We start from the raw sequence: 23,209 nt of genomic DNA on the forward strand, positions 1-23,209 counted from the left end.
GTCCCTCTCAACGGTTTTGGTCAGGGTTCCACTGGGCGTAACGTTGGCCGCGCAGAAACTGCCACAGGCCGATGCTCATGCCCGCCAGTGTCACCAGCAGGAATGCCGCAAGGCGGAACGGTTTGGGTAAGCGGTGTTGCGAATCCAGCAGGCCGGCAATCGCGATGGCGTAGCCGACCAATTGCGCGATCAGGCTCAGGCGATAGAAACCGTGCTCTTCCCACAGCCAGAAATTGCTCAGCAGCAGCGGCAGCAACAGGATCGGCGCCAGGCGCCGGATCAACTTGTGGCTGATCAACGCAATCGAATACAGGCCATGCTTGAACGGATTGAGCAGTTCACTGCGTTGCGCCAGGCTTTGCAGGCCACCGACGGTGACCCGCTGGCGACGGCGGAATTGCTTGTCGGCTTCGTCCACGCCGTGGTCGATCACTTGCGCTTCGGGCACGTAGACAATGCGTTTGAATTTCACCGGCGCGCAGGTGCTGATGAAGAAATCGTCGTTGACCTCGGCCGGTACGTTCTCGAACAGTTCGCGGCGCAGGGCGAGCAGGGCGCCGTCGGCGGAGACCATGCAACCGGTGCGATTCTCGACCCGGCGCAGCCAGCCCTCGTAGTGCCGATAAAGGCTGTCGCCGACGCTCAAACCGCCGCCGGTGACCGGGATCACCATGTGCCCGGCGCAGGCGCCGACCTGCGGATCGCTCAGCGGTGCCAGCAGGTAGCCGAGGGTTTCCCGCGACCATTGGTTGTCGGCATCGGTGAACACCAGAATGTCGCCCGTGGCCAAAGCCGCGCCGGCATTCAGCGTGGCAGCCTTGCCCTGGCGGGGCAGGTCGAGCACGGTGATGCGCGGGTCGACGACCTTGTGCGCACAGGCCACGGTGTCATCGGTGGAACCGTCGCTGGCCAGAATGATTTGCAGGGTCGCCGGTTGATAATCCTGGGACAGCAGCGAGCGCAGCTTGTGTTCGATATGCCGCGCCTCGTTGTGGGCGGCGATGACGATGCTGATGTTCAGCGGCGGTGCCGGGCTGTGGCGCCACGCCGGGAACAGCGGCGCGAGCAGCGTCAGCAGCAGCGGGTAGCCGACATAGGCGTACACCGGCAGCAGCAGGCACATCCAGAAAATGAATTCAGCCACGGGCAGGCCTCCTGGCGTTCCAATGACACAGACTGAGAATGAACGCGGCGCCCGCCAGGTGCAGGCGCACCCAGTGCAGGCCCCACAGTTGCAGGGTGAAACCGAGGTCATGTTGCCGGCGGCTCTGGCGCACGCTGAGCACCAGTGCCGGGATCAGCGTCATCGTCACCATGATTGCCGCGTGGTGGGGAAAACCGTTGAGCAGCGCGGAAATCGCCAGCAGATCTAGGACCCACGCCACCAGCGACAGCAACGGGAAACGCAGCAAACGCAGGCTGAAACCGTGGGTGCGCAGCAGTTGCAGATGGCTGCCCTGGCGCCACATTTCCTTGCCCATCCATTCGCGCCAGTTCATTTCGTAACCCCAGTGCAGGGCCACGCTTTCGTTGACCGCGAGTAACTGGGCGCCCCGTTCGCGCAGACGCAGGGTGAACTCCTTGTCCTCGCCAGTGCGCAGGGTTTCGTTGAAGCCGCCGACCTTGTCAAACCAGGACCTGCGCATCAACAAATTGGCGCTGGGCAGCCAGTCGACGACGTGGGCGGCGTGGTTCGTCGGGCGCAAGGTGCGGCGCTGCCAAGCGGTGGCGTACCACGGCGCGGCGGCGGGGGTGTGCAGATCCAGCCCGAACACGTCTGCCTGGCCTTCGGCTTCGAGGGCGAACAATCCCGTGAGCCAGTCTTCGGGCATTTCGATGTCGGCGTCGATGAACGCCAGCCATTCCCCGGTGGCGATCGCCGTGCCGCGATTGCGCAGAGCGCCGATCAGCAGGCCCGGCATCACCAGCACGTGGGCGCCGAACTGCCGGGCAATCTGCGGGCCGTCGTCGCTGGAACCGTTGTCGACCACGATCAGCTCGCACTCGACATTCGCCGCGTGCGCGGCTTTCTGCGCGGCCAGCAGGGTGCGGCCAATGTGCCGGGCCTCGTTGAACATCGGGATGACAATGCTGATCCGGCTCATGCCCTGGCCTCCGTCGTCGGTGCCTGCTCGGCTTTCAGGCGCAGGACGCTGGTCAGCGCGAGCATGATCCACAGGTATTTCTGGTTCGGTGCGCTGAGGAACATCAGGAACAGCGTGAGCGACAGGAAACTCACCCCGAGGTGGGTCATCAGATCCGCCTGTTGCCAGTTGCGCCGCAGCATCCATTCCTTGCGCGCGCGCATCAGGTTGTACAGGCCCAGCGCGAGCATGCCGACGAACATCAGGCCGGCGGGAACCCCCAGCTCGCTGAAGATTTCCAGGTAGGTGTTGTGGGCCCGGCGGTACAGGTCGCCGATCTTGCGGTTGGCGGAAAACGCCTTGGCGTAGCCGGTGGTGGCGTAGTGCAGCGGGAAGGTGCCGGGGCCAGAGCCGAGCAGCGGGTTCTCGCGGATCATCTGGCTGCCGACCACGATGTACGAGGCGCGGCGGCCGAGGGATTCATCGTTGTGCCCTTTGGCCCCGGCGCTTAACACGCTGAGGGACTGGATACGGGCGATGTATCCGGCAGGCATCGCATAGATCGCCAGCGGGATCACGATTGCCGCGCTGAGCATGGCAAAGCCGAGGTGACGCGGGCGAATCCGCGCCAACTGTGCGCGGTAGTGCCAGCAACCGATCACCAGACTCAAGGCCAGCACCACCAGCCCGGAGCGCGATTCGGTCTTGGTCATGCCGCCGAGCAACATCAGGCAGCAACCGCCCCAGAACAGCCGATGCAACAGGTTCGGGCTGCGGATCACCAGCAGCAGCCCCAGCGGAATGGCGAACGCGATCAGCAGGGCGAAAGCGTTGGGGTCTTCGAGCAGGCCGGCGGCGCGCCCCTGATCCTGGAATTTGGTGGAGAACATGGCCATGGCGCAGGTCGTGCTGACAGCCAGGGTCACCAGCCGGGCGAACAGGTCGAGGTTCAGCTCGCGGCCGATCAACAGGGTGATGACAAACAGAATCAGACCGACACTGATTTCCCGCAGGTGACCGAGCGACATGCCCATGTCATCGGTGTTCAGCAGGCTCAGAAAGTACAGGGTCATGAAGGCGATCAGGAAGCGCCAGATATTGCTGCGCAGGCGATCCGAGGGAATCTGATGCATCGCCAGTTGCAGCATCAGGATCACCGCCAGCGAAGCGCCGATCAGTTTGCTGCCGGACAACGAGCTGTCCTTGAAGAAACCCTCGAACGGCACCAGCGCGGCAATGCCGAGCAGGCCCCAGGTCGGTTTGCGGTACAACACCGCGAACCCCACCAGACCGAGCACTGCGCCCGGCGCGAGGTAGGGCCAGGGGCTGGCCAGCAGAGCGATGCAGACCAGGCCCAGCAGACTGACGATCGAGAGCGGGAAAATCATGCGCGTGCCTCCCGTGCCGTGCGGATGTACAGCTGCGACCAGCGTTCGGCCAGGGCCTTGAGGTCGTAGCGATCCTGTTGCGTGCGTTTTGCGTTGTCGCGCAGTTGCCGCGCCAGGCCAGGCTCGGACAGCAACGTGTCGAGCTGGCGGGCGAGGGCGGCGCTGTCGGTGGGCGGGGCGAGCAAACCGTTGTGGCGGTTCTCCAGTACATCGGGAATTCCGCCGACGCCGAATGCCACTACCGGCACCCCGGCCTGCATCGCTTCCAGCAGAATCATCGGCGTGCCTTCGGTGCGCGAGCTGATCACCAGCGCATCGAGTTGCTGCCACCAGTGACGCATGTCGGTCTGGTAACCCGGCAAGCGGATGCGCTGCTGCAAACCGGCGGCGTCGATTCGCGCCTGCAAGTCTTCGCGTTCCGGGCCGTCGCCGAGCATCACCGCGTCGAGTTGCGGGTGCTGGTGACACAGCGGAATCAGCGCGTCGAGAAACAGGTCCGGGCCTTTCTCGCTGCTCAAACGCCCGACGTAGCCGGCGAGCCAGCGTTGTCTTGGTGCATCGGAAAGCAGCGCGGCGGCTGCCGGTAATCCGTTGGGGATCACCTGCAGTTTCTCCGCACGTACGCTGGCCTGACGGTGCAACACCGCGATGCTTTCGGCGACGCACACCACCCGATCCACGGAAGCGGTGCGGCACAGTTGCAGGCTCAGCCAGGTGTAGAACTTCTGCTTGCGGCTGCGCGGGGTGAAGCCGTGTTGAGTGATCACCAGCGGCAGGCGCAACAGCGTAGCGCCGACCCAGCCGAACAACAGGCCTTTGAAATTGTGGGTGTTGATCAATGGCCGTTCACTGCGCCGCTGACGCAACTGCCGCAGCAGGGCAGCGAGCCCTGCGCAGCCTTGCGCATCAACGCCGGCCTCGCGAAAGCGCGCGATCAGTTCCGGCGGCGCATCGAGGAACAGCACCTGGTGCTGCCCCGGCGTGGCAAGGCAATGATCGAGCAACATCCGCTCGGCCCCGTAGAACCCGCCGCTGCTGAGCAAATGCATGATCGGCAGCGGCGGGTTCCGGGTAGAGGGCGTGTTCAATTGCGCACCCAGTGCAGGAAGCTCGGTACGGTCCAGTTCTTGTGCGGATTGCTCGGTTGCGCGTTTTGGTCGTTAATCACCAGCAGCACCGGCAGGCCCAGCTCGTGGCTGATTTGCGCCGGATGTTTGAAGCGATGATCGAAGAACTCACGCACATAGACCAGTGCAATCGCCAGCAACAGACCGGTGAACAGCCCGAACGGAATGATCAGCATCGGTTTGGGGAACGCCGCTTCGGTCGGCTCGAACGGCGGGCTCAAAACCCTGGCGTTGGACAGGTCATCGCTCAGCGAGCGGGTGGTGCTGCTTTCGGCGAAACGCTGGGCGTAAGTCGAGAATGCGGCGTGCATGGCGTCGATCTCGGTGTCCATCTGCCGCAGCTTGCTCTGGGTTTGCTGCAACTCATGAATCCGCGCCTTGAAATCGGCGATGCGCGCGGTTTTTTGATCGATCACCTGCTGGACCACCGCCAGATCGTTGGTGCGTTCCTGGATGCGGTTGCTCACCACTTTGAGGAACTGCTGACGGGTACGGGCAATCTGCTCGCGGGTCAGCAGCATCGGTTCGCTGCCGGGCTGGAACACTGCCAGATCGTTCATGTAACGGCTGACTTGAGTGGTCAGTTGCTCGCCCATCTGTTTGATTTCCCGATCCTCGAACGCCACGTTGTCGACCGTGGTGGTGAAGGTGTAGGGGAAGGTGTAGTCGTTGAGTTTGTTGTTACTGGCAGCAGCCAGCGCGGTCTTCAGGTATTCGAGCCAGCGCTGGCTTTGCAGCAGGCGGTCGCGATACAGGTTAAGCGCCTGTTCTTCGGTGTTGATCGCGTTGAGGCGGAAGGTGATTTCCTCCTTCGGATCCGACGCACCGACACTTTCCAGCAGCGCCTGGCGATTGCCTTCCAGGCCATCGAGACGCACCTGATACAGATGCTTCTTGGTTTCGTAGAACGATTGCGGCAGGTCGATCGATTGCAGCGCCTGACGGCTCACCAGATAGTTCTGCAACAGGGCAGAGACGAAGGTCGTGCCTTGATGCGGATCAGGGAAGCTGTAGACGATCGAGATCACGTTGGAGCCGGGCAGGGTCTCGATTTTCAGGCTGTCCATGGCTTGCTGGGTCAGCGCATCGAGCGCGGTGTCGCGCACCGGATCAGTCTCAAGTCCCAAAGCGTTGCGCACCGGGTTGATCACGTACTGGCGCAGCGGCGAGCTGATGTAGCGCTTGAACGGCTCGCTCACCAGTTTGTTGAACAGGCCGGGCGACGGGGTGTATTCGCCCTTGTCGCGCAGTTCGCTGATGGTCTGACGGATCAGCGCCGGCGAGCGCAGGATGTTGCTCTCGGTTTCCATGTCCGCCAGCGACGGCGGGATGAAGGTGGCGTTGTCCACGGTCAGCGACGTGGTGGCGTCGCCCTGTGAAAGTTTTTTCGACTGCACGATCACCTGAGCGGTGATATCGAAGCTCTGTTTGAGCAACAGCGGCAGCACCAGCGCGATCACTGCAAAGACCAGGAAGACCCGTTTCACCAGTTGCTTGTTGGCGAAGAAGATCCTGAAGAACTCATGCAGGTAGTTTTCCTTTGGATTCATGGTCGGTCACCTGAGAGTCAGTTGTTGTTGCTGTCTTTGTTGTCGACGCGGTAGCCGAAGCTGAAGCCCACGCCCTGGAACAGCACTACGTCGGCCAGTTGCCGGGCGAGTTCGCCGGCGCTGGCCAGTTTGGTTTTCGGCACGTACAGCATGTCGTCCGGTTGCAGGTAGGCGATTTGCGGCGCCTCGCCCGACAACGCTTTCTCGACGTCATAACGCACGGCCTGCACCTGATTGCCGTTGCGCCGCATGATCACCACCGAATCGAGCCGCGCCTTGACGTTGGTGCCGCGCGCCAGGGTCAGCGCCTCAAGCACCGACACTGGCCGGCGGATCGGGTAGGAACCCGGCTGGCCGACTTCGCCGAGCACGTAGATCTCGTTGCCGGCGGTGGACTTGAGCAGCACGTCCACGGTCATCCGGCCCGGCAGTTGCGCGTACTTCTTGTTGAGGAAGGTTTCGAGCTGGTTGACGGTCATGCCTTGCAGCGGCACCGCGCCGATTTCCGGAAAGCTCGCGTAGCCATCGGTGCCGACGGTGATCTCGCGGCTCATGCCGGTGGCCGGGTGGTTGAGGGCGCTCTTCAGGTTTTGTTCGTTGGTCAGCGGGCTGATGATCTGCACCGTCAACTGATTGCGGTTGGGCTGAAACAGCTGTTTACGCTGATAGGCGCGCTGGATTTCCTGGCGCGCTTCTTCGCTGGTCAGCCCGGCGATTTTCACCGAGGTGTTGGCGCCCGGCAGTTCGATGGTGCCGTCCGGCAGCACCAGTTGATTGCCGTTGAGCTGGCTGGCGGCGGTGAAGTTCAGGCCGATCTGGTCACCCGACTGCACGCGGTAAGCGTCCGAGCCGCTGGTGCTGATGTGGAAGATCACGTCCAGCACATCCTGCGGACGCAGGGTCTGCTCGATCTTCGGCATGTCAGTGGCCTGGGCGTTGGCCGGAGTGGCGGTGAGAATGTTCACCGGCATGTTCTGGGTTTCGGAAGTGCTCGAGCAACCTGCAAGCGGCAGCATCAGCAGAACCAGTATCTTGGCGTTCATGGCGTCATCCCTCGCGGTTGCTTACAGGTTTTTGTAGAGCCATTTGGGCATGTAGTACTTGCGCCGGTTGAACACGCTGCCGACCACTTTCGCCCCGGCCTGGGTCAAGCGCTGCACGGCTGCTTGCGCGACTTCACAGCGGGTGTCTTCGGCACGTACCACGAACACCACGCCGTCGACCTGGGTGCTGATGACCAGCGTGTCGGCGGCCGAATACACCGCGTCGCCGTCGATCACCACAAAGCGGTACTGAGCGCCCAGTTGATCGAGCAGCGGGCTCAGGCGCTCGGCGGTCAGGTGTTCCATGGTGCGGATCGGCCGGCCGTTAGGCAGCACGTGAAACGGCAGGCTCGACACCTGCACCACGCAGTCCTGCAACAGCGGCGGGGTTTCCCGGTTGAACAGCAGGTCGCGCAGGCCGCGCTCCTTGCTCAGGTTCAGTTGCTGGGTGAGGTTGCTCGCCGACTGGCTGGCATCGACATACAGCACCTGGCCGCTGCTCATCTGCGCCAGTTGACTGGCCAGTGCCAGCGCGCTGGTGGTGGTGCCGGCGCCGGGGTTGGCGGCGGTCAGGAACAGGATCCGCAGATCCAGGTCCAGCACGGTCGAGGTCAGGTTCGACTCGCTGGGGCTGGCAATGCTCAGGCTTTTGTTGGTTGAACCGTCCATTAGCTTGCTCCGTGGCCGCTGAATACTTTGAAGGGGGTTTTCAACAGAATCTTCAGATCAAGCAGGAGGCTCTGCTCGGCGATGTAGCTGAGGTCCAACTCAACGCGCTGGTCGAAGTCGATGTTGCTGCGTCCGGAGATCTGCCACAGGCCGGTCATGCCGGGGTAGATCGCCAGACGGGCGAGGTGACTGTCCTTGTAGCGGTAGGCGTTGAACGAGGTCGGGCGAGGGCCGACCAGGCGCATGTCGCCGGTCACTACGTTGATCAGGTTGGGCAGTTCGTCGAGGCTGGTGCGCCGCAGGAAACCGCCGATCCCGGTGATGCGCGGGTCCTGGTCGATCTTGAAATCGATGGCGTCGGCACCGTGCTTGTTCAGGTGGCGCAGCGATTCCTTGAGTTCTTCGGCGTTGGCGACCATGGTCCGGAACTTGTACATGCCGAACTTGCGCCCGCGATAACCGGTGCGCTTTTGCACGAACATCACCGGGCCTTTGCTGGTGAACTTGATGGCCAGCGCCAGACCGATCAGCAGCGGCGAAATCATCACTAGAATCATCAGTGCGCCGAGGCAGGCCACCACCCGGTTGGTGCGCGACAGTTGCCACGGCCGGCCACCTTCGCGACCTGTCACCCAGCCCTGGCCCTGGCGATGAATTGCTGCGTCGAGGCGCATTCGCTGTTCCGGATCCATGCGTTTGTCACGCACCAATTGTTGGATCGGTACACCTTTCTCATGTCCAGTCATGGAGTCCTCCGCTGATGGTCAGCCGCGAGCGGCGCGTGGGCGATAGGCAGTGGGGTAGTAATCGCGGAACCAGGCGATGAACCGCCCCAGTCCCTCATCCAGTTCGATCCGGGGCTGGAACCCGGTGGCCTGGGCCAGATCGCTGGCCTCGGCGCAGGTGTTGAGCACATCGCCCGGTTGCAGCGGCAGCAGCTCGACCACGGCTGTCTGGCCGAGGTGTTTTTCCAGCAGGGCGAGGTAGGTTTTCAGCGCCACCGGGTGCTGCCCGCCGATGTTGAACAGGCGCCACGGGGCCATGCTGCTGGCCGGGTCGGGTTGCTCGCGGTCCCACTCGGGATTGGCCCGGGGCGCCCGCTCGATCAGGCGTGCGATGCTTTCGATGATGTCGTCGATGTAGGTGAAATCGCGCTGATGCTCGCCGTAGTTGAACAGCTTCAGCGGCGAGCCTTCGCTGATCGCCTTGGCGAACTGGATCGGCGACATGTCCGGCCGGCCCCACGGTCCGTAGACCGTGAAAAACCGCAGCCCGGTACAGGCGATGCCGAACAGGTGGCTGTAACTGTGGGCCATCAATTCATTGGCTTTCTTGGTCGCGGCGTACAGCGACAGCGGGTGATTGACGCCGTCCTGCACCGAGTAGGGCGTGCGCTGGTTGGCGCCGTACACCGAACTTGACGAGGCGTAGATCAGGTGCTCGACCGGGTGCCGGCGGCAGCACTCCAGGATATTCAGGAAACCGTCGAGGTTGCTGTCCAGATAGGCCCGTGGATTCTCCAGCGAATAACGCACTCCGGCCTGCGCCGCGAGGTGCACCACGACTTGCGGCCGTTCGCGGATGAACAACGCTTCCAGCGCCGACGCGTCCGCCAGATCAATCGTGGCGAGCTGGAAATCCCCGACTTGCTCGCGCACCCAGTCCACCCGATCGTGCTTGAGCTGCGGATCGTAGTAGCCGTTGAAGTTGTCCAGGCCGATCACCTGATGCCCGTCGCGCACCAGCCGCAGCACGCCATGAGCACCAATGAACCCGGCCGCACCGGTGACGAGGATTTTCATGGCCGCAACCCGTCAGGCGCGATGTGGCGCAGACCGATTCCGCTGTAGTGCAGGCCGGCGGCCGCCACTTGCTCCGGGTTGTAGAGGTTGCGTCCGTCGATGATGACTTTCGAGCGCAGCTTGCTGGCCAGCAGCTCGAAATCCACCACGCGGAAATTCTTCCACTCGGTGCAGATCACCAGTGCGTCGGCGTCTTCCAGGGTGTCGTCGCGGGTGGCGCACAGATGCAGGTCATTGCGGTAACCGTAAATGCGCCGGCACTCGGACATGGCTTCCGGATCGTAGGCCTGCACGCTGGCGCCTTCGGCCCATAGCGCATCCATCAGATAACGGCTGGGGGCTTCGCGCATGTCATCGGTGTTCGGCTTGAACGCCAGGCCCCAGATCGCGATCGACTTGCCGGCCAGGCCTTGAGGGAACTGCGCCTTCAGCTTGCTGAACAGGATGTGCCGCTGGCTGTCGTTGACGTCGGTGACGCTGCGCAGCAGTTTCAGCGGCATGCCGTTGTGTTCGGCGGTGTGCAGCAGGGCGCGCAGGTCCTTGGGAAAGCACGAGCCACCAAAGCCGCAGCCCGGGTAGATGAAGTGATAGCCGATGCGCGGGTCGGAGCCGATGCCCTTGCGCACCGCTTCGATGTCGGCGCCGAGCAGTTCGGTGAGGTTGGCCAGCTCGTTCATGAAGCTGATGCGGGTGGCGAGCATCGCGTTGGCCGCGTACTTGGTCAGCTCGGCGCTGCGGTTGTCCATGAACATCAGTTTTTCGTGGTTGCGGCAGAACGGGGCGTACAGCTCGCTCATCTGCTCGCGGGCCAGGTCGTCGCGGGTGCCGACGATGATCCGGTCCGGCCGCATGCAGTCGGCGAGGGCGCTGCCTTCCTTGAGAAACTCGGGGTTGGACACTACCCGCACCGCCAGGGCGCTTTTGCCGCGCCGCTGCAGTTCTTCCTGAGCGGTGTGCAGCACCTGATCCGCCGTGCCGACCGGCACCGTGGATTTGATGATCAGCGTGCGATCGTCCTCCATGAAGCTGGCGATCTGCCGCGCCACGTTGAGCACATGGCTGAGGTCGGCGGAGCCGTCTTCGTCGGCCGGGGTGCCCACGGCGATGAAGATCAGTGCGGCATGTTCCACCGCATCGCTGGCCTGGGTGCTGAACAACAAACGCCCGGCCTTGATGTTTTCTTCCAAAGTTGCCGAAAGACCCGGTTCGCTAATAGGCGGTACTGCCTGTTGCAGTTGTTTAATCTTGTTCGGGTCAATATCGACGCACAATACGCGATGTCCGACATCGGCAAGTGCGGCTGCTTGTATCAGGCCAACATAGCCCGTACCAAATACGCTCACGTCCATATTGGCGTGCCTCGTAAGACGGTGATGGAAGATCGAAATTGAACTGTCAAAAGGGGTATAGCGCAGCGTGGGGAAAGCATGTCAGCAAAATGACATGTTGCAGGTGTATAACACCCCCAGATTTGGGGGCGAATGGCCATCAAGTGCTTGCTGTAGATGGATTTGTCCCGTCCTTGACATGTTTTTCACAATTCAAAGAAAACGATGGACGGTCACAGGCCGTGAATTTCAAGGGTTTTAACGACTTGGGTGTGTCAGATTTGAGTCAATGTTTTTTTGACGCTTTTGCCCAATGTCGGACATTTCTTGCGCTTTGATGGCCCGGTGCTAGTGTCAGATTTTGACCGACAAATGATTGACCATGCCTCGTCGGACACGCCCCGGAATCGCCATGTTTCGATATTTGAAAGAACTGCTTTTAATTATTTATCTGCTGCTTTATTCCGATTATTACCTTGAACGTTTAAGCGCCATGGGAGTCGGTCCGGCAGTACTTCTTTTTGGCGCGATGTTTTTGGCGCTCACTTTCGCATTATTACTAACGGCCTATATACGTCAGACTTTCATTCGGCATTTGTTCGCATTAACCCTGTTTGTTTCGGCGGTGTTCTTCGATGTTTATACGAGGGTGACCGCCGATTACCTGACCTACAGCAGTTTCGTCTCGCTGGTGTACTCCGGCGGCTTCATCCAGGAAGCGGCATATCAGTACCGGGGGGCGATCATCCACGGGCTGCTCAACGGATTGCTGCTGTTGTTCGGGATCGGTCTCAAGCCACGACACGCGATCCCGATACCCAATGCCTTGCGGATCGCCGCGCCGTTGTGCGGTGTGTTGCTGCTCAGCGCCGTGTTGTTCGTGCGCGCCGGGGAGGGCGCACGCGGATTACCGATCATGTACACGCCGCTGGCCTATCTGAACCTGTTCGGATACGAAGCGCTGCACAACACCGTCGGCCCGCGTGAGCCGGTGACTCTGGCACGCAACGGCCCGACGGTCGGTCACGACATCGTGCTGATCATCGACGAGAGCATTTCCGGCAATTACCTGGACATCAACGCGCCGTTCGGCGTGCACAGCAACCTCAAGCAGGCCCGTCCGGGCGTCGAGATCTTCAATTACGGCTACGCGGCGTCCATCGCCAACTGCAGCGCCGACACCAACATCACCCTGCGCTACGGCGGCACCCGCGCCGACTACATGCGGATCAACAGCACGCTGCCGTCGATCTGGCAGTACGCCAAAAAGGCCGGCATGCGCACGGTCTACATCGACGCCCAACGCACCGGCGGCAACCTGCAGAACCTGATGAACGACGCCGAGAAAAAGGACATCGACGAATTCGTGCAATTCGACCAGACCAGCGTGCGCGACCGCGACATGGCCGCCGCCGCCAAGCTGATCGAACTGCTCAACGACGACAAAGCGGAGCTGGTGCTGATCAACAAGGTCGGTGCACATTTCCCGGTGCACGACAAATACCCGGACGCTTTTATGGCTTACCGTCCGACCTTGCCCCGCGGGCAGTTCACGGAAGTCGCCGACACCGGTGAACGCACCGGTTTCAACGGCCAGCCGGATGACTGGGTGCTGTATCGCAACGCCTACAAGAACACGGTGCTGTGGAATGTCGGCGAGTTCTTCTCGCGGGTATTTGCCCAGGCCAATCTGAACAACGCGCTGCTGATCTACACCTCCGACCACGGCCAGGACCTGCACGAACGCGGCAATCCGGGACTCAACACCCACTGCGGCGGCGACCCGGTGGAGGAAGAGGGGCTGGTGCCGCTGGTGGTGATTCAGGGCGATCAGTTGCAGACGCTCGACTGGTCGGCGCAACTGGCGGCGAACAAGGATCGCTCCAGTCACTACAACATTTTCCCGACCCTGTTGCAGTTGATGGGCTACGACCTGCCGGGAATCGAAGCGGTGTACGGCAAACCGCTGAGCGTGGCGACGGCGGACGAATTCACCTTCAACTACCGCTTCAACGCGCGGCTGGGGGCCAAACCCGAGTGGAAACACATCGACCTGAACAGCATCGTGACGCCGGGTGAAGCGCCGACGAGCGTGGCGGTGGGTCAGTAACGCGTCGGTATCCGCTATCCTTGGCCGACACGGATCGATCGGATGGCGGCATGCTCCAGGTTCAAAACGTCTTCAAAAGCTACCTCACCCCGCAAGGCCCGTTGCCGGTGCTGCAAGGCATCGACCTGACGCTCAAGCCCGGCAGCAGCCTGGCGCTGATGGGCGAGTCAGGCAGCGGCAAGAGCACGCTGCTGCACCTGATCGCCGGGCTCGACAAAGTCGACAGCGGCAGCATCCGCAGCGGCGAACATCGGCTGGACCGGATGAACGAGGCGCAACTGGCCAACTGGCGGCGTACCGAAATCGGTCTGGTGTTCCAGCAGTACAACTTGATCGGCAGCCTGCGGATCGAGGACAACCTGGCGTTTCAGGCGCGGCTGGCCGGACGGCATGACCCGCGCTGGCAGCATCATCTGGTGCAGCGTCTGGGGCTGGGCGAATTGCTCAAGCGCTATCCCGAACAACTCTCCGGCGGCCAGCAACAACGGGTAGCGCTCGGCCGGGCGCTGGCGGCGCAACCTAAACTGCTGCTGGCCGACGAGCCCACCGGCAGCCTCGACGAAGCCACCAGCGACGAAGTGCTGCGGCTGTTGCTGGAATTGCTCGATGACACCCCGACCACTTTGCTGATGGTCACCCACAGTCAACGCGTGGCGGCGCGGCTGGCGGAGCGCGTTGTGCTGTCCAGCGGTCGGTTGACGTGAAGGTTTTCCGCCACGCGCTGATGGCGCTGCTCAGTCACTGGCGGCGTCATCCGGTGCAGTTTTTCAGCGTGCTGACCGGGTTGTGGCTGGCCACCAGTCTGTTGACCGGGGTCGAAGCGCTCAACAGTCAGGCGCGAGACAGTTACGCCCGGGCCAGCCAGTTGATTGGCGGCGAACCCCAGGCCAGCCTCAGCACGCCGAACGGCGCGACGTTCCCGCAACAATGGTTCGTTGACCTGCGGCGTCTGGGTTGGCCGGTGTCGCCGGTGCTGCAAGGGCGCCTGATGCTCAAGGGCCACGAAAATCAGCGTCTGCAATTGATGGGCATCGAACCGGTGTCCTTGCCCGGCGACAGCGCGGTGGCCGGGCAGGCGATGCCGATCGAGCGGATTGTCGAATTCTTCAGCCCGCCGGGCAGCACCTGGATTTCTCCCGAAACCTTGCGAGTGCTGAACCTCGCCGAGGGCGCGACACCGGCCACCGAAGCCGGTCAGACGTTGCCGCCGCTGCGGGCGCAAACCGACATGGCCCCCGGCGTGCTGCTGGTGGACATTGGCGTCGCTCAGCGCGTGCTCGAACAACATGATCAACTGTCGCGCCTGCTGCTGCCGAAGGATTTTCACGCCGAGGTGCCGGCCGCGTTCAAAGGCCAGTTGCAGCTCAAGAGCAGTGGCGAGGAAAACAACCTTGCGCGACTGACCGAAAGCTTCCACCTCAACCTTGATGCGCTCGGGTTTCTCTCGTTCATCGTTGGGTTGTTCATTGTCCACGCGGCTATCGGTCTGGCGCTGGAACAACGTCGGGGATTGCTGCGCACCTTGAGGGCCTGCGGGGTCAGCGCGCGGATGCTGATCGCTTGCCTGATCGTCGAACTCGGCGCACTGGCGTTGATCGGCGGGTTGTTCGGCGTGGTCAGCGGCTACTGGCTGGCAAGCGTGCTGTTGCCGGACGTTGCCGCCAGCCTGCGCGGTCTGTACGGCGCGGAAGTGGCGGGGCAGTTGCGCCTGAGTCCGTGGTGGTGGTTCAGCGGCATCGGCTTGAGCCTGCTCGGCGCGTTGCTGGCCGGGGCCAACAGTTTGCTGCGAGCGGCGCGTCTGCCGTTGCTGGCGGTGGCGGATCCGCAGGCCTGGCATCAGCAACATGCGCGCTGGTTGCGGCGTCAGGGTTGGGTGGCCGGCGTGTGTGCAGCGATTGCGTTGGCTGCGCTGGTTTGGGGCAACAGTCTCGCCAGCGGTTTTGTGTTGATGGCGGGGCTGTTACTCGGCGCCGCGCTGGCGTTGCCGGTGTTGCTCAGCGCGTTGCTCAACGGTTTGCTCGGGCGCAGCTGCTCGGTGCTCGGGCAGTGGTTTCTCGCCGACTGCCGCCAGCAATTGCCGGCGCTGAGCCTGGCCTTGATGGCGCTGCTGCTGGCGATGGCGGCGAACATCGGCGCCGGCAGCATGACCGCCGGTTTCCGCCAGACCTTCAACGACTGGCTCGAACAACGACTAACCGCCGAGCTTTATCTGAACCCGAGCAACCCGGCTCAGGCGCGAGAGCTGTACACCTGGCTCAAACAGCAACCGAACGTCACGGCGATCATGCCCAACTGGCAGGTTTCGGTGACACTGCAAGGCTGGCCGGCGGACGTGTTCGGGATCATCGATCATCCGCACTATCGCCAGCACTGGCCGTTGCTCGAAGCGCGGGGCGATGACCCGTGGGCGGCGCTGGCCAAGGACGATTCGGTGATGCTCAGCGAACAACTGGCGCGGCGCTTGAAAGTGACGCCGGGCGATCACCTGTCGATTCCCACGCCGGGCGGGTCATGGTCGCCGCGCATCGTCGGCATCTACGCCGACTACGGCAATCCCAAGGGCCATGTGCTGGTCAACAGCAATCACCTGTTGCGCGGCTGGCCGCAGTTGACACCGAACCGCTTCAACCTGCGCATCGACCCGCCGAATATCCCGGCACTGCTCACGGCCTTGCAGGCACGCTTCCAGCTCGATGACAGCCGGATCGTCGATCAGGCGCGGCTCAAGGGCTGGTCGATGCAAGTCTTCGAACGCACCTTCGCCGCGACCGCCGCGCTGAATAGCCTGACGCTGGCCGTCGCCGGCGTGGCGCTGTTCATCAGCCTGCTGACCCAGAGCCAGAGCCGTCTCGGCCAGCTCGCACCGTTGTGGGCGTTGGGCGTGACGCGGCGGCAATTGATGCTGCTCAATCTCGGGCAAACGTGGCTGTTGGCGCTGCTGACGCTGGTACTGGCCTTGCCATTGGGTATCGGCCTGGCGTGGTGTCTGGACGCGGTAATCAACGTTCAGGCCTTCGGCTGGCGTCTGCCGCTGCGGGTGTTTCCATTGCAGTTGCTGCAACTGATGGGGCTGGCGCTGCTGGCGACGTTGCTGGCCTCGGCGTGGCCGCTGTATTCGCTGTACCGCACGCAACCGGCGGACTTGTTGAGGACGTTTGCCCATGAGGACTAGGTTTGCGCTGGTGTTTTTGGCGTTGTTGCTCGGTGGTTGTGACAACCCCGCACCGGAGCAGAAGGGGTTCGCCGGGATGGGCGCTCAGGCGCAGGCGTTTACGCCGGTGGTGCCGGGGCGGGTGTTCAGCTTCCCGGCGGATCACGGCGCCCATGACGGTTTTCGCATTGAATGGTGGTACGTGACGGCCAATCTCAAGGATGCGCAGGGCAACGATTTCGGCGTGCAGTGGACGTTGTTTCGCAGCGCTCTGAACGCCTCGCCGCAGCAGCCGGGCTGGGCCAACCAGACGATCTGGCTCGGGCACGCGGCGGTGACCTCGGCCAGCGTCCACCACGCCGCCGAGCGTTACGCCCGTGGCGGCGTCGGGCAGGCCGGCGTGCGTGCGGCGCCGTTCGAGGCGTGGATCGATGACTGGCGTTTCGTCAGTCAGGCGAGCGATCCGCTGGCCGACCTGCAACTCAGCGCCCGGGACAAGAACTTCAGCTATCAACTGCGCCTGACCTCCAGCCGCCCGCTGGTGCTGCAAGGCGACAAGGGTTACAGCCAGAAATCCGAACAGGGCCAGGCGTCGTATTACTACAGCCAGCCGTTTTTCCAGGCCAGCGGCACCCTGCAGATCGATGGCCAGACCTACACCGTCAACGGCCCGGCCTGGCTCGACCGCGAATGGAGCAGCCAGCCGCTGACCGCCAACCAGACAGGGTGGGACTGGTTCTCCCTGCATCTGGACAGCGGTGAACACGTCATGCTGTACCGCATGCGGCAGAAGGAAGGGGCGCCCTACCTGACCGGCACGTGGATTGCCGCCGATGGCCAGACCGAAACCCTGCACGCCGAACAGATCAAGCTGACCCCGAAGGACACTGCGAAGGTCGCCGGCCGTTCGATGCCGGTGCGCTGGTCGATCGACATTCCGCAAAAAAATCTGCAGATCACCCTCGATGCAATCAACCCCGACGCCTGGATGAACCTGCGCATTCCCTATTGGGAAGGGCCGGTGCGCCTGAGCGGCAACCGGGGCGGGCAGGGTTATCTGGAGATGACCGGGTACTGATTGACCTGGATCGAGGAGCAACGGCCGATCAGCGTCTATGCTCCTTGGCACGCCCGGTGCCGAGACCGATTCGGCGCCGGGTGCTGCCATCCATCACAGGGAAAGTACCGCTTATGAAGCTCCAAGCACTGACGCACGCCATTGCACTTGCAACTGTCCTGTCCGCTTCCACGGCTTTCGCTGCCGATATTCCGTTGTCGGCGGCTGTCGAGAAGGATCAGGTCACCACCAAAGTGCTGGCAGTTGATCCGGCCAATCATCAGGTTGTCCTTGAAGGCGAAGAAGGTCGCCAGGTGCACGTTCAGCTCAGCGACAAGGCGAAAAACCTCGCCAATCTCAAGGTTGGCGACCAAGTTCAGATCGAGGTGACACGTTCGGTCGCGGCTTTCCTCGACACTGACGTGGATAAAGGTCTGCCTGGCTCCACCGAGCGTACCGGTGAACTGCGCAACGCCGTGGGCAGCAGCAACCCCGGTGGCGAAGCCTTCCGCCAGGTTCAGGTGCAACTAAAAATCACCAAAATTGATTTGGCGAAAAACCAGGTGACCCTGGAAAACCCGTCGGGCCAGTCGAAAACCCTCAACGTCGAGAAGCCTGAGATTCAGGCCAAACTGAAAAACCTGAAAGTCGGACAGAGCGTCGTGGTCACTTACACCGATGTATTAAAAGTGACCAGTCAGCATGAAAGTTGAGTATTGACTCTACAGAATGACTGTTCTTGTACAAGTAATTGTATGAGAGCAGTCATATAAAATGTTCGAGTCGGATAATTCTGAAAGTTTGTCGGGAAATATCGGTCATCAATATTCGTTAACTTTTTAGTACATAAATTTCATCTTCAATTAGCACGACATATCCGCCAACTTCCATTAAAATCCCTCCCGTTCGCCCAGTGTCAGGGCTCTTTACCGGTGCATGGATTGCCAGGCCATTACACTGGGCGAACACCTCCCCGGAGTGGAGGCCAAAGAATTCAGATGCAAAAAGGGCGACTTTGAAGTCGCCCTTTTTTATTGTCTTACTATTTTGCAGGTCGCATGCCTTGTTGTAACTGAAGGCGCTTGAGCGTTTCCTGATACATGGTGGTGCGACGGTGTTGCGTACCGTATCCACCGATCGCGGCCACGGTGCCGGCCTGGATGTGATCGAGGTAACGGAAGATCGTCCGCGGCGAAAGACATTTGATGCCGTAACCAAGGCTGCTTAAACGATCCTGCAGCGTGTATCCCGGGACCCGGTCGTCCATCGAAAAATGCAGCCCGTGAGCCTTGATCAACCGTGCATTCCACAAGGTGCAGAAGCTTTTCAGGTGAGTTTCCCGGTACGGTTTCGGATCTCGGGACGGCAACCCAAATTGCTGTTTTGCCCGGCGGAAATAGTGTTTGAAGTAACGCGAAGACAAACGCCAGGTGTCTCTAAGGACGCCGCGATCCAATTGCTCGACGCAACCTACCGCTGCTGTATCCAAAGATTGCATGCACTCATTCATCATCATCGAAAAGACAGTGCTGTCAAAAACGAAAGTGTCGGTGTGCAGCAAAAAAAGGTAATCGGTTTCAACTTTCGCAAGTGCCAGATCAAGTGCCTTGCCATGAGCGATATGTCCCGCTTCCTTGCCGGGTGAAGGGCGCTCGATCAAGTTGATCCAGTCCAGGGACCGCAAGTAGATCAGGCTTTCATCGGCGGAATCGTTGTCCACCACCCACACCGGAATTTGATGATCCTTGACGTACTGCTGGAGAAACTCCAGGCACATCCGGGTTATTTCCGGCGTCTTGTAATTGACCAATACAAGACTGAAGGCGGGCGGTTGTTTAGAGGTGGAATCGATCGCACTCATGGTCCGGGCTCACTTCAAGTTGAAGGGTTCTGCTGACGGCAATCAGCACACAGAACCGCTGCTTTGTGGCCCGGATGGTAGGGACGCAACCTTAGTTGAAGCTTAATTTTCGAGCGCCCGGGCCGGGCGACTTGTTACGGCTTGCGACACCGGCGAGGCGCTTGGCGATCAAGCGCGGTTCCACGGTAAGATGCGCCGCCATTCCAAGCTCAAGGAAGACAACGGCCCGCGCCGTTCGCCACGGATGAAACCACTTTCCCTCTACCACCCGGCCCTTTACTGGCTGCGCGTGTGGCAAAAAAGACTGTTCCGCCACATCGCCTGGCACTGCTCGAGCAAACGCTACGCGCGGCCTGCCACAACGTCCGCGCGCCTGCCTTACCGCTACCTCAAACACACCTCAAAACTGATCCGCAAACTCGGCGACTCTGACCTTGCGCTGCAACACAACAAAGTCATCAACCTCAAACTCGCCGTCGCTGCCATCGATGGCGTCACCATCGCCCCCGGCGAATATTTCTCCTTCTGCCGCCTCGTCGGCCGCCCGACCCGCCAACGCGGCTACGTCGAAGGCATGGAACTCTCATTCGGCGAAGCCCGCACCGGCATCGGCGGCGGCATCTGCCAACTCAGCAACCTCATCCACTGGATGGCCATTCACTCACCCCTGGTCGTCATCGAACGCGCCAACCACAGCTTCGACCCCTTCCCGGACGACGGCCGCGTCCTGCCATTCGGCTCCGGCGCGGCGATCTTCTACAACTACATCGACCTGGTACTGCATAACCCGACGGATCGCAGCTTTCAGCTGAAGCTGAAGGTGGGGGAGACGCAGCTGGAGGGGGAGTTGTTGTGTGATCGGGAGCGGGCTTATCGGTATCACGTGTTTGAAGTGGGGCATCGGTTTGTGCGGGAGGGGGAGCGGGTGTACCGGGAGAATGAGATTTGGCGGGAGGTGAGGGAGAAGGGGCAGGTGGGGGCGTTGGTGGAGAGGGAGCGGTTGTATGGGAATCGGGTGGTGGTTAAGTATGAGGTGGGGGAACAAGCCATTGAAAGGCAGCAGTAGGTTGTGTTTCTTGCCTTAGGATTTCTACCGTGCGACGGAAATAACGCAATTACAGGTTTCGGTAGGGATACGTTTCGCCGCATAGGTGAAGCGTATCGTCCAAATAATAAACTCCGGAAATCGAGTTTATTACTAGTTCGAGTTCTCCCTTTGATGGGTATAGCAAATAGAACAGCTCAAAGAATAAGTAGTCCTTGATGAGGATTACCGCTACGTCTGGGTGGTTTTTTATCAAGGTTGAAAGTAGCGGGTAATTGCAATCTCGTAATGCGGGGATGTCGGCGTAGCCTTGTTTGTTATCGTCTTGTATGCATTCGGTGATGAATGCATTTGTTAGCTCGTAGAATTGCTCGGGCAGTTCGTGATTTTTTATTGATAAAGTATATTTTTTGGCATGGTTGGAGAGAGGTTCACCGAAGCCAAGGCTGCGGTAGGTTACAGAGGCTGGGTCAATGATGTTGTTTTCAGATTTGAAGATCATGATTTTTTAATCGCTGGAGGGAATGAGGGCGATGCTGTATGTACGCAATCGTGGTCGTCTACATAAGTTAAGAAGCTAAGGGCTGTATTGGTTGTCCAGAATGGAAAGCCAGTTGTTTCTGAAAGCAATATTTTCAGATCGGATGATGACTGAAGCGTCCAAGCATGGATTTGGTTGTCGAGGACGATTAATGTTGGTTTCTCAGAAGGGTATAGGAGATCGACCTTTTTCCAAAAATCTGGGTCGTGTTGTTTTGTTACGAATTTTAGATTCAAGGGGGCAAGGGTATTTGTGTTGGAGTAAAAGAAGCGGGTTTTTACGTCTGAAATTATTTTTTCTAATTCATCTTTTTTGAGTTTCTGGTTTTTTAGATGATTTGTTTCGAGTGCTGATGTGATTTCTTTTTCCAAGTAACTCATCGAGGTATTCCTGTTGTTTTTTTTTTTTTTTTTTTTTTTTTGGAGCGTGAATGGAAGTGAGTTAATTCCCTTTGTGGAAGTGTTTTAATTATTGATTGTAGATTCGATAGCCAGCGCAAAAGTTGCTAGTGGTGTGAGTGTTGCTATATGTGGGGTCGAATAGGCCTGTGAGGGGTGGTTGAGTAGGTTTTTCTCTTGAGTTTAGTTTTTCTAAAGATTTTTGAAGCTCGGGGTAGCTCTCAATGTATGTGTGGTCTGATGAGTTAAATTCAAGTGTTACAGTGTCGGGTGAAATGAATGCGAAGTTAATCAAAAGCTCAGGGGTCGAAAAAACTCTTCCGCTGATGTCGTAAATCTTGTCTCCGGTATTTAATTTTTGACCGTAGCACTCGTGGGTTAAATATCCGTGATCTTGGTTTGATCGTCGCAGTAGTTTTTCGTAGCCTTTTATTGACTCAAAGGAAATGCTGGCTTGTCTTATTATAAGGAAGCCGTCTTCGGTCATGTTCTTCAAAAACGTTGAATTCTGCCTGTTGATCGAATCGATGACGGTCTCGTCGATCAGGTTAAGTACAAAATTTGATAGCTTAAGGCGAAATTTTTCCTGAGGATTCTCGATGGGTGGGATGCTGATACAGCTTATAATCCCGCCTGCGTTATCGGAGTCGATTGCGCCAAAGCACTCTGTGATATCAATTGAGAAAATCATTGCGCTCTCCAGCGAGAACTGAATACACCTATAAGATGTTGGAAGTGGATGTTTTTAATCTTCTTTATTCCATTCCGCATGGGTCTCAATGGCTATTTTTAGCCACGCGCTAAAGTCAGGATGTTCTCCGTGAAGCTCCCATCCCTCTGAAGCATATGCATGTATTATTAGCACTTTTGGATTGCCGGATAAGTCATAGCCGTCAAAGCAAGCAATATCATCATTGGCGTTGAACTTTGCGAAAGGAACTAACGTGCGGTTGGGATACAGATTTTTTAGCGTGTTGTGCCAGTAATTTATTTTTCCCTCTTGATATATTAGTAACCACCAAGGTTTGATGTCCGGTTCAGGTTCCGTAGTCGCGAATTCTATAAAAGTACTAGGGAAGTTATAGTTTTTCAGATGTTCAATGTTGAGAAAAATTTTCATTTTGGTTGTTCGAAAAGGGGATAGATTGTCCCTTTGATTCTGTTTTTTTATTAAGACCATTCTATGGAAAGGTTGTCTGGCCGATCAATGGGTACTATTGCTAATGTGCCGCTTGATGATTGAACATGGATGCTGCTGTTGTAAATGATGATTTTTTCAAATGGATTGGTTCCGCTCAATACGATCAGCCAGACTAGTTCGCCGGTGTATTTTTTGGAAAGTGCAATGAAGCCATCGTCCCCGGAGGCTAGGCATTCGCCGCAAGTAAAAGAATTGTTATTAGACCCTTCTGCTGTATAAATGGTCGATAGGCCCTCGCATGTGTCAGTGTGGTTTAGCAAGAAATCATTTGCCGGAATCCATATTTTTTTTGTTAATTTTTCTTCTTTTGCTGAGTGCTCGAAGAAGCAATAGAATCCATTATTGAACGTAATTGAGTTTTGTCGAGGGTATATTTCTTCAAGCCAATGTTCTTGAATTTTATTTTTGTCGGCGGTGAACATTTTTACTTGCCAATTCGTTTATCTTTGGTTGGTCTTTCAAGCCTGTTAGCTGAAAGGGGATAGATTTATTCTCTTCAGTAAAAAATAAATCTACCCCCTTTGTTTTGTAGTTTTGATAGCCCGTTTTAGCTTTCTAGTGGTTACTCTAGATAATAGTTAAATTTTTCCTCCCATCCGAAATTCACATCCTGTTGCTTCGTACGTTCAAAAATATTTATTATTTTATTGTACGAATCTCCCATGTTTTTTTGAGAGTGTTCAGAATTTTTCCATATTAAATCTACTGGGCGTTCCACGTCGGTGCTGAGTAGGTCCCATAAGGCGCTGAGATTGTTTCCATAAAAATCTGTCACCGCAAAAGCAATGGCTATTTTTTTATGAAACTCTTGCTCTGATGAAATGGTTAAGCCATCAAGTACAATTATCATTTTT

Annotated in this window: 23 protein-coding genes; 6 read left to right on the forward strand and 17 right to left on the reverse strand. The window is 58.9% G+C overall.

All coding sequences use genetic code 11. The annotated features are described in order from the left end of the window. Nucleotides 1-7 precede the first annotated feature (7 nt). The 10 genes from AC1Q9F_RS17020 to AC1Q9F_RS17065 are packed head-to-tail and all read right to left on the reverse strand — an operon-like array spanning nucleotide 8 to nucleotide 11,012. Nucleotides 8-1,144: a glycosyltransferase gene (locus AC1Q9F_RS17020; RefSeq protein ID WP_179695625.1), complete on the reverse strand. Its 1,137-nt coding sequence runs from the start codon at nucleotides 1,142-1,144 to the stop codon at nucleotides 8-10. Then, nucleotides 1,137-2,105 (reverse strand): glycosyltransferase, encoded by a 969-nt coding sequence (locus AC1Q9F_RS17025; RefSeq protein WP_207985675.1) that lies wholly within the window; start codon nucleotides 2,103-2,105, stop codon nucleotides 1,137-1,139. Before AC1Q9F_RS17025 ends, AC1Q9F_RS17020 begins: the two co-directional genes overlap by 8 nt. Beyond that, complete coding sequence (locus AC1Q9F_RS17030; protein WP_492620402.1) at nucleotides 2,102-3,472, reverse strand: O-antigen ligase family protein; 1,371 nt, start codon at nucleotides 3,470-3,472, stop codon at nucleotides 2,102-2,104. The genes AC1Q9F_RS17025 and AC1Q9F_RS17030 overlap by 4 nt, the downstream gene beginning before the upstream one ends. Next, on the reverse strand, nucleotides 3,469-4,572 hold the full coding sequence (locus AC1Q9F_RS17035) for a glycosyltransferase family 4 protein (protein ID WP_492620545.1): 1,104 nt from the start codon (nucleotides 4,570-4,572) through the stop codon (nucleotides 3,469-3,471). Before AC1Q9F_RS17035 ends, AC1Q9F_RS17030 begins: the two co-directional genes overlap by 4 nt. Continuing rightward, nucleotides 4,557-6,149: a GumC family protein gene (locus AC1Q9F_RS17040; protein ID WP_492620403.1), complete on the reverse strand. Its 1,593-nt coding sequence runs from the start codon at nucleotides 6,147-6,149 to the stop codon at nucleotides 4,557-4,559. Before AC1Q9F_RS17040 ends, AC1Q9F_RS17035 begins: the two co-directional genes overlap by 16 nt. Before the next feature lie 17 nt (nucleotides 6,150-6,166). Continuing rightward, nucleotides 6,167-7,192, reverse strand: a complete 1,026-nt coding sequence (locus tag AC1Q9F_RS17045) for a polysaccharide biosynthesis/export family protein (RefSeq protein ID WP_179695620.1) — start codon at nucleotides 7,190-7,192, stop codon at nucleotides 6,167-6,169. 21 nt (nucleotides 7,193-7,213) lie between these two features. After that, the gene (locus AC1Q9F_RS17050; protein ID WP_492620404.1) at nucleotides 7,214-7,861 is read right to left on the reverse strand and encodes a CpsD/CapB family tyrosine-protein kinase; all 648 of its coding nucleotides are present in this window, start codon (nucleotides 7,859-7,861) and stop codon (nucleotides 7,214-7,216) included. Beyond that, on the reverse strand, nucleotides 7,861-8,607 hold the full coding sequence (locus AC1Q9F_RS17055; RefSeq protein WP_492620405.1) for a sugar transferase: 747 nt from the start codon (nucleotides 8,605-8,607) through the stop codon (nucleotides 7,861-7,863). Before AC1Q9F_RS17055 ends, AC1Q9F_RS17050 begins: the two co-directional genes overlap by 1 nt. Before the next feature lie 18 nt (nucleotides 8,608-8,625). Further along, nucleotides 8,626-9,663 (reverse strand): NAD-dependent epimerase, encoded by a 1,038-nt coding sequence (locus AC1Q9F_RS17060; RefSeq protein WP_492620406.1) that lies wholly within the window; start codon nucleotides 9,661-9,663, stop codon nucleotides 8,626-8,628. Beyond that, nucleotides 9,660-11,012: a UDP-glucose dehydrogenase family protein gene (locus tag AC1Q9F_RS17065; RefSeq protein WP_492620407.1), complete on the reverse strand. Its 1,353-nt coding sequence runs from the start codon at nucleotides 11,010-11,012 to the stop codon at nucleotides 9,660-9,662. The genes AC1Q9F_RS17060 and AC1Q9F_RS17065 overlap by 4 nt, the downstream gene beginning before the upstream one ends. Nucleotides 11,013-11,403: 391 nt before the next feature. On the opposite strand from AC1Q9F_RS17065, the gene AC1Q9F_RS17070 reads away from it, so the two are divergent. From AC1Q9F_RS17070 to AC1Q9F_RS17090, 5 genes are all read left to right on the forward strand, one after another. Beyond that, nucleotides 11,404-13,101, forward strand: a complete 1,698-nt coding sequence (locus tag AC1Q9F_RS17070) for a sulfatase-like hydrolase/transferase (protein WP_492620408.1) — start codon at nucleotides 11,404-11,406, stop codon at nucleotides 13,099-13,101. Nucleotides 13,102-13,151: 50 nt separating this feature from the next. Continuing rightward, nucleotides 13,152-13,805 carry an ABC transporter ATP-binding protein gene (locus AC1Q9F_RS17075; protein ID WP_492620409.1) on the forward strand — a complete coding sequence of 218 codons (654 nt, stop codon included), beginning with the start codon at nucleotides 13,152-13,154 and terminating at the stop codon, nucleotides 13,803-13,805. Next, complete coding sequence (locus AC1Q9F_RS17080; RefSeq protein ID WP_492620410.1) at nucleotides 13,802-16,273, forward strand: ABC transporter permease; 2,472 nt, start codon at nucleotides 13,802-13,804, stop codon at nucleotides 16,271-16,273. Before AC1Q9F_RS17075 ends, AC1Q9F_RS17080 begins: the two co-directional genes overlap by 4 nt. Next, entirely contained in the window at nucleotides 16,263-17,330 is a 1,068-nt protein-coding gene (locus AC1Q9F_RS17085) for a lipocalin-like domain-containing protein (protein WP_492620411.1), read from the forward strand. The genes AC1Q9F_RS17080 and AC1Q9F_RS17085 overlap by 11 nt, the downstream gene beginning before the upstream one ends. Before the next feature lie 113 nt (nucleotides 17,331-17,443). Further along, nucleotides 17,444-18,022, forward strand: coding sequence for a hypothetical protein (locus AC1Q9F_RS17090; protein WP_492620412.1), 579 nt, complete (start codon nucleotides 17,444-17,446; stop codon nucleotides 18,020-18,022). A 329-nt stretch (nucleotides 18,023-18,351) separates the two neighbouring features. On the opposite strand, the gene AC1Q9F_RS17095 is transcribed toward AC1Q9F_RS17090, so the two are convergent. Then, the gene (locus AC1Q9F_RS17095) at nucleotides 18,352-19,170 is read right to left on the reverse strand and encodes a glycosyltransferase family 2 protein (RefSeq protein WP_492620413.1); all 819 of its coding nucleotides are present in this window, start codon (nucleotides 19,168-19,170) and stop codon (nucleotides 18,352-18,354) included. 244 nt (nucleotides 19,171-19,414) lie between these two features. On the opposite strand from AC1Q9F_RS17095, the gene AC1Q9F_RS17100 reads away from it, so the two are divergent. Beyond that, nucleotides 19,415-20,236, forward strand: coding sequence for a VanW family protein (locus AC1Q9F_RS17100; protein ID WP_492620546.1), 822 nt, complete (start codon nucleotides 19,415-19,417; stop codon nucleotides 20,234-20,236). Between the two features lie 49 nt (nucleotides 20,237-20,285). On the opposite strand, the gene AC1Q9F_RS17105 is transcribed toward AC1Q9F_RS17100, so the two are convergent. The 6 genes from AC1Q9F_RS17105 to AC1Q9F_RS17130 all read right to left on the reverse strand — a co-directional run bounded on the left by AC1Q9F_RS17105 (nucleotide 20,286) and on the right by AC1Q9F_RS17130 (nucleotide 23,205). After that, nucleotides 20,286-20,717: a hypothetical protein gene (locus AC1Q9F_RS17105; protein WP_492620414.1), complete on the reverse strand. Its 432-nt coding sequence runs from the start codon at nucleotides 20,715-20,717 to the stop codon at nucleotides 20,286-20,288. Further along, entirely contained in the window at nucleotides 20,714-21,136 is a 423-nt protein-coding gene (locus tag AC1Q9F_RS17110; RefSeq protein WP_492620415.1) for a hypothetical protein, read from the reverse strand. The genes AC1Q9F_RS17105 and AC1Q9F_RS17110 overlap by 4 nt, the downstream gene beginning before the upstream one ends. An 88-nt stretch (nucleotides 21,137-21,224) precedes the next feature. Further along, complete coding sequence (locus AC1Q9F_RS17115) at nucleotides 21,225-21,845, reverse strand: hypothetical protein (RefSeq protein WP_492620416.1); 621 nt, start codon at nucleotides 21,843-21,845, stop codon at nucleotides 21,225-21,227. 54 nt (nucleotides 21,846-21,899) lie between these two features. Further along, a complete protein-coding gene (locus AC1Q9F_RS17120; RefSeq protein WP_492620417.1) occupies nucleotides 21,900-22,274 on the reverse strand; it encodes a hypothetical protein in 375 nt (124 codons plus the stop codon). Between the two features lie 50 nt (nucleotides 22,275-22,324). Further along, nucleotides 22,325-22,777, reverse strand: a complete 453-nt coding sequence (locus AC1Q9F_RS17125; RefSeq protein WP_492620418.1) for a hypothetical protein — start codon at nucleotides 22,775-22,777, stop codon at nucleotides 22,325-22,327. A 140-nt stretch (nucleotides 22,778-22,917) separates the two neighbouring features. Further along, entirely contained in the window at nucleotides 22,918-23,205 is a 288-nt protein-coding gene (locus AC1Q9F_RS17130) for a barstar family protein (protein WP_492620419.1), read from the reverse strand. Nucleotides 23,206-23,209 lie beyond the last annotated feature (4 nt).

It is taken from the genome of Pseudomonas sp. GW823-FHT04A03, from assembly GCF_058796615.1.

Bases quoted from the DNA above. Each gene is read 5' to 3' on its own strand.
- AC1Q9F_RS17025 (WP_207985675.1), bottom strand. From the start codon at position 2,105: ATGAGCCGGATCAGCATTGTCATCCCGATGTTCAACGAGGCCCGGCAC.
- AC1Q9F_RS17030 (WP_492620402.1), bottom strand. From the start codon at position 3,472: ATGATTTTCCCGCTCTCGATCGTCAGTCTGCTGGGCCTGGTCTGCATC.
- AC1Q9F_RS17040 (WP_492620403.1), bottom strand. From the start codon at position 6,149: ATGAATCCAAAGGAAAACTACCTGCATGAGTTCTTCAGGATCTTCTTC.
- AC1Q9F_RS17045 (WP_179695620.1), bottom strand. From the start codon at position 7,192: ATGAACGCCAAGATACTGGTTCTGCTGATGCTGCCGCTTGCAGGTTGC.
- AC1Q9F_RS17050 (WP_492620404.1), bottom strand. From the start codon at position 7,861: ATGGACGGTTCAACCAACAAAAGCCTGAGCATTGCCAGCCCCAGCGAG.
- AC1Q9F_RS17055 (WP_492620405.1), bottom strand. From the start codon at position 8,607: ATGACTGGACATGAGAAAGGTGTACCGATCCAACAATTGGTGCGTGAC.
- AC1Q9F_RS17060 (WP_492620406.1), bottom strand. From the start codon at position 9,663: ATGAAAATCCTCGTCACCGGTGCGGCCGGGTTCATTGGTGCTCATGGC.
- AC1Q9F_RS17065 (WP_492620407.1), bottom strand. From the start codon at position 11,012: ATGGACGTGAGCGTATTTGGTACGGGCTATGTTGGCCTGATACAAGCA.
- AC1Q9F_RS17070 (WP_492620408.1), top strand. From the start codon at position 11,404: ATGTTTCGATATTTGAAAGAACTGCTTTTAATTATTTATCTGCTGCTT.
- AC1Q9F_RS17075 (WP_492620409.1), top strand. From the start codon at position 13,152: ATGCTCCAGGTTCAAAACGTCTTCAAAAGCTACCTCACCCCGCAAGGC.
- AC1Q9F_RS17085 (WP_492620411.1), top strand. From the start codon at position 16,263: ATGAGGACTAGGTTTGCGCTGGTGTTTTTGGCGTTGTTGCTCGGTGGT.
- AC1Q9F_RS17090 (WP_492620412.1), top strand. From the start codon at position 17,444: ATGAAGCTCCAAGCACTGACGCACGCCATTGCACTTGCAACTGTCCTG.
- AC1Q9F_RS17095 (WP_492620413.1), bottom strand. From the start codon at position 19,170: ATGAGTGCGATCGATTCCACCTCTAAACAACCGCCCGCCTTCAGTCTT.
- AC1Q9F_RS17100 (WP_492620546.1), top strand. From the start codon at position 19,415: ATGAAACCACTTTCCCTCTACCACCCGGCCCTTTACTGGCTGCGCGTG.
- AC1Q9F_RS17105 (WP_492620414.1), bottom strand. From the start codon at position 20,717: ATGATCTTCAAATCTGAAAACAACATCATTGACCCAGCCTCTGTAACC.
- AC1Q9F_RS17110 (WP_492620415.1), bottom strand. From the start codon at position 21,136: ATGAGTTACTTGGAAAAAGAAATCACATCAGCACTCGAAACAAATCAT.
- AC1Q9F_RS17115 (WP_492620416.1), bottom strand. From the start codon at position 21,845: ATGATTTTCTCAATTGATATCACAGAGTGCTTTGGCGCAATCGACTCC.
- AC1Q9F_RS17120 (WP_492620417.1), bottom strand. From the start codon at position 22,274: ATGAAAATTTTTCTCAACATTGAACATCTGAAAAACTATAACTTCCCT.
- AC1Q9F_RS17125 (WP_492620418.1), bottom strand. From the start codon at position 22,777: ATGTTCACCGCCGACAAAAATAAAATTCAAGAACATTGGCTTGAAGAA.
- AC1Q9F_RS17130 (WP_492620419.1), bottom strand. From the start codon at position 23,205: ATGATAATTGTACTTGATGGCTTAACCATTTCATCAGAGCAAGAGTTT.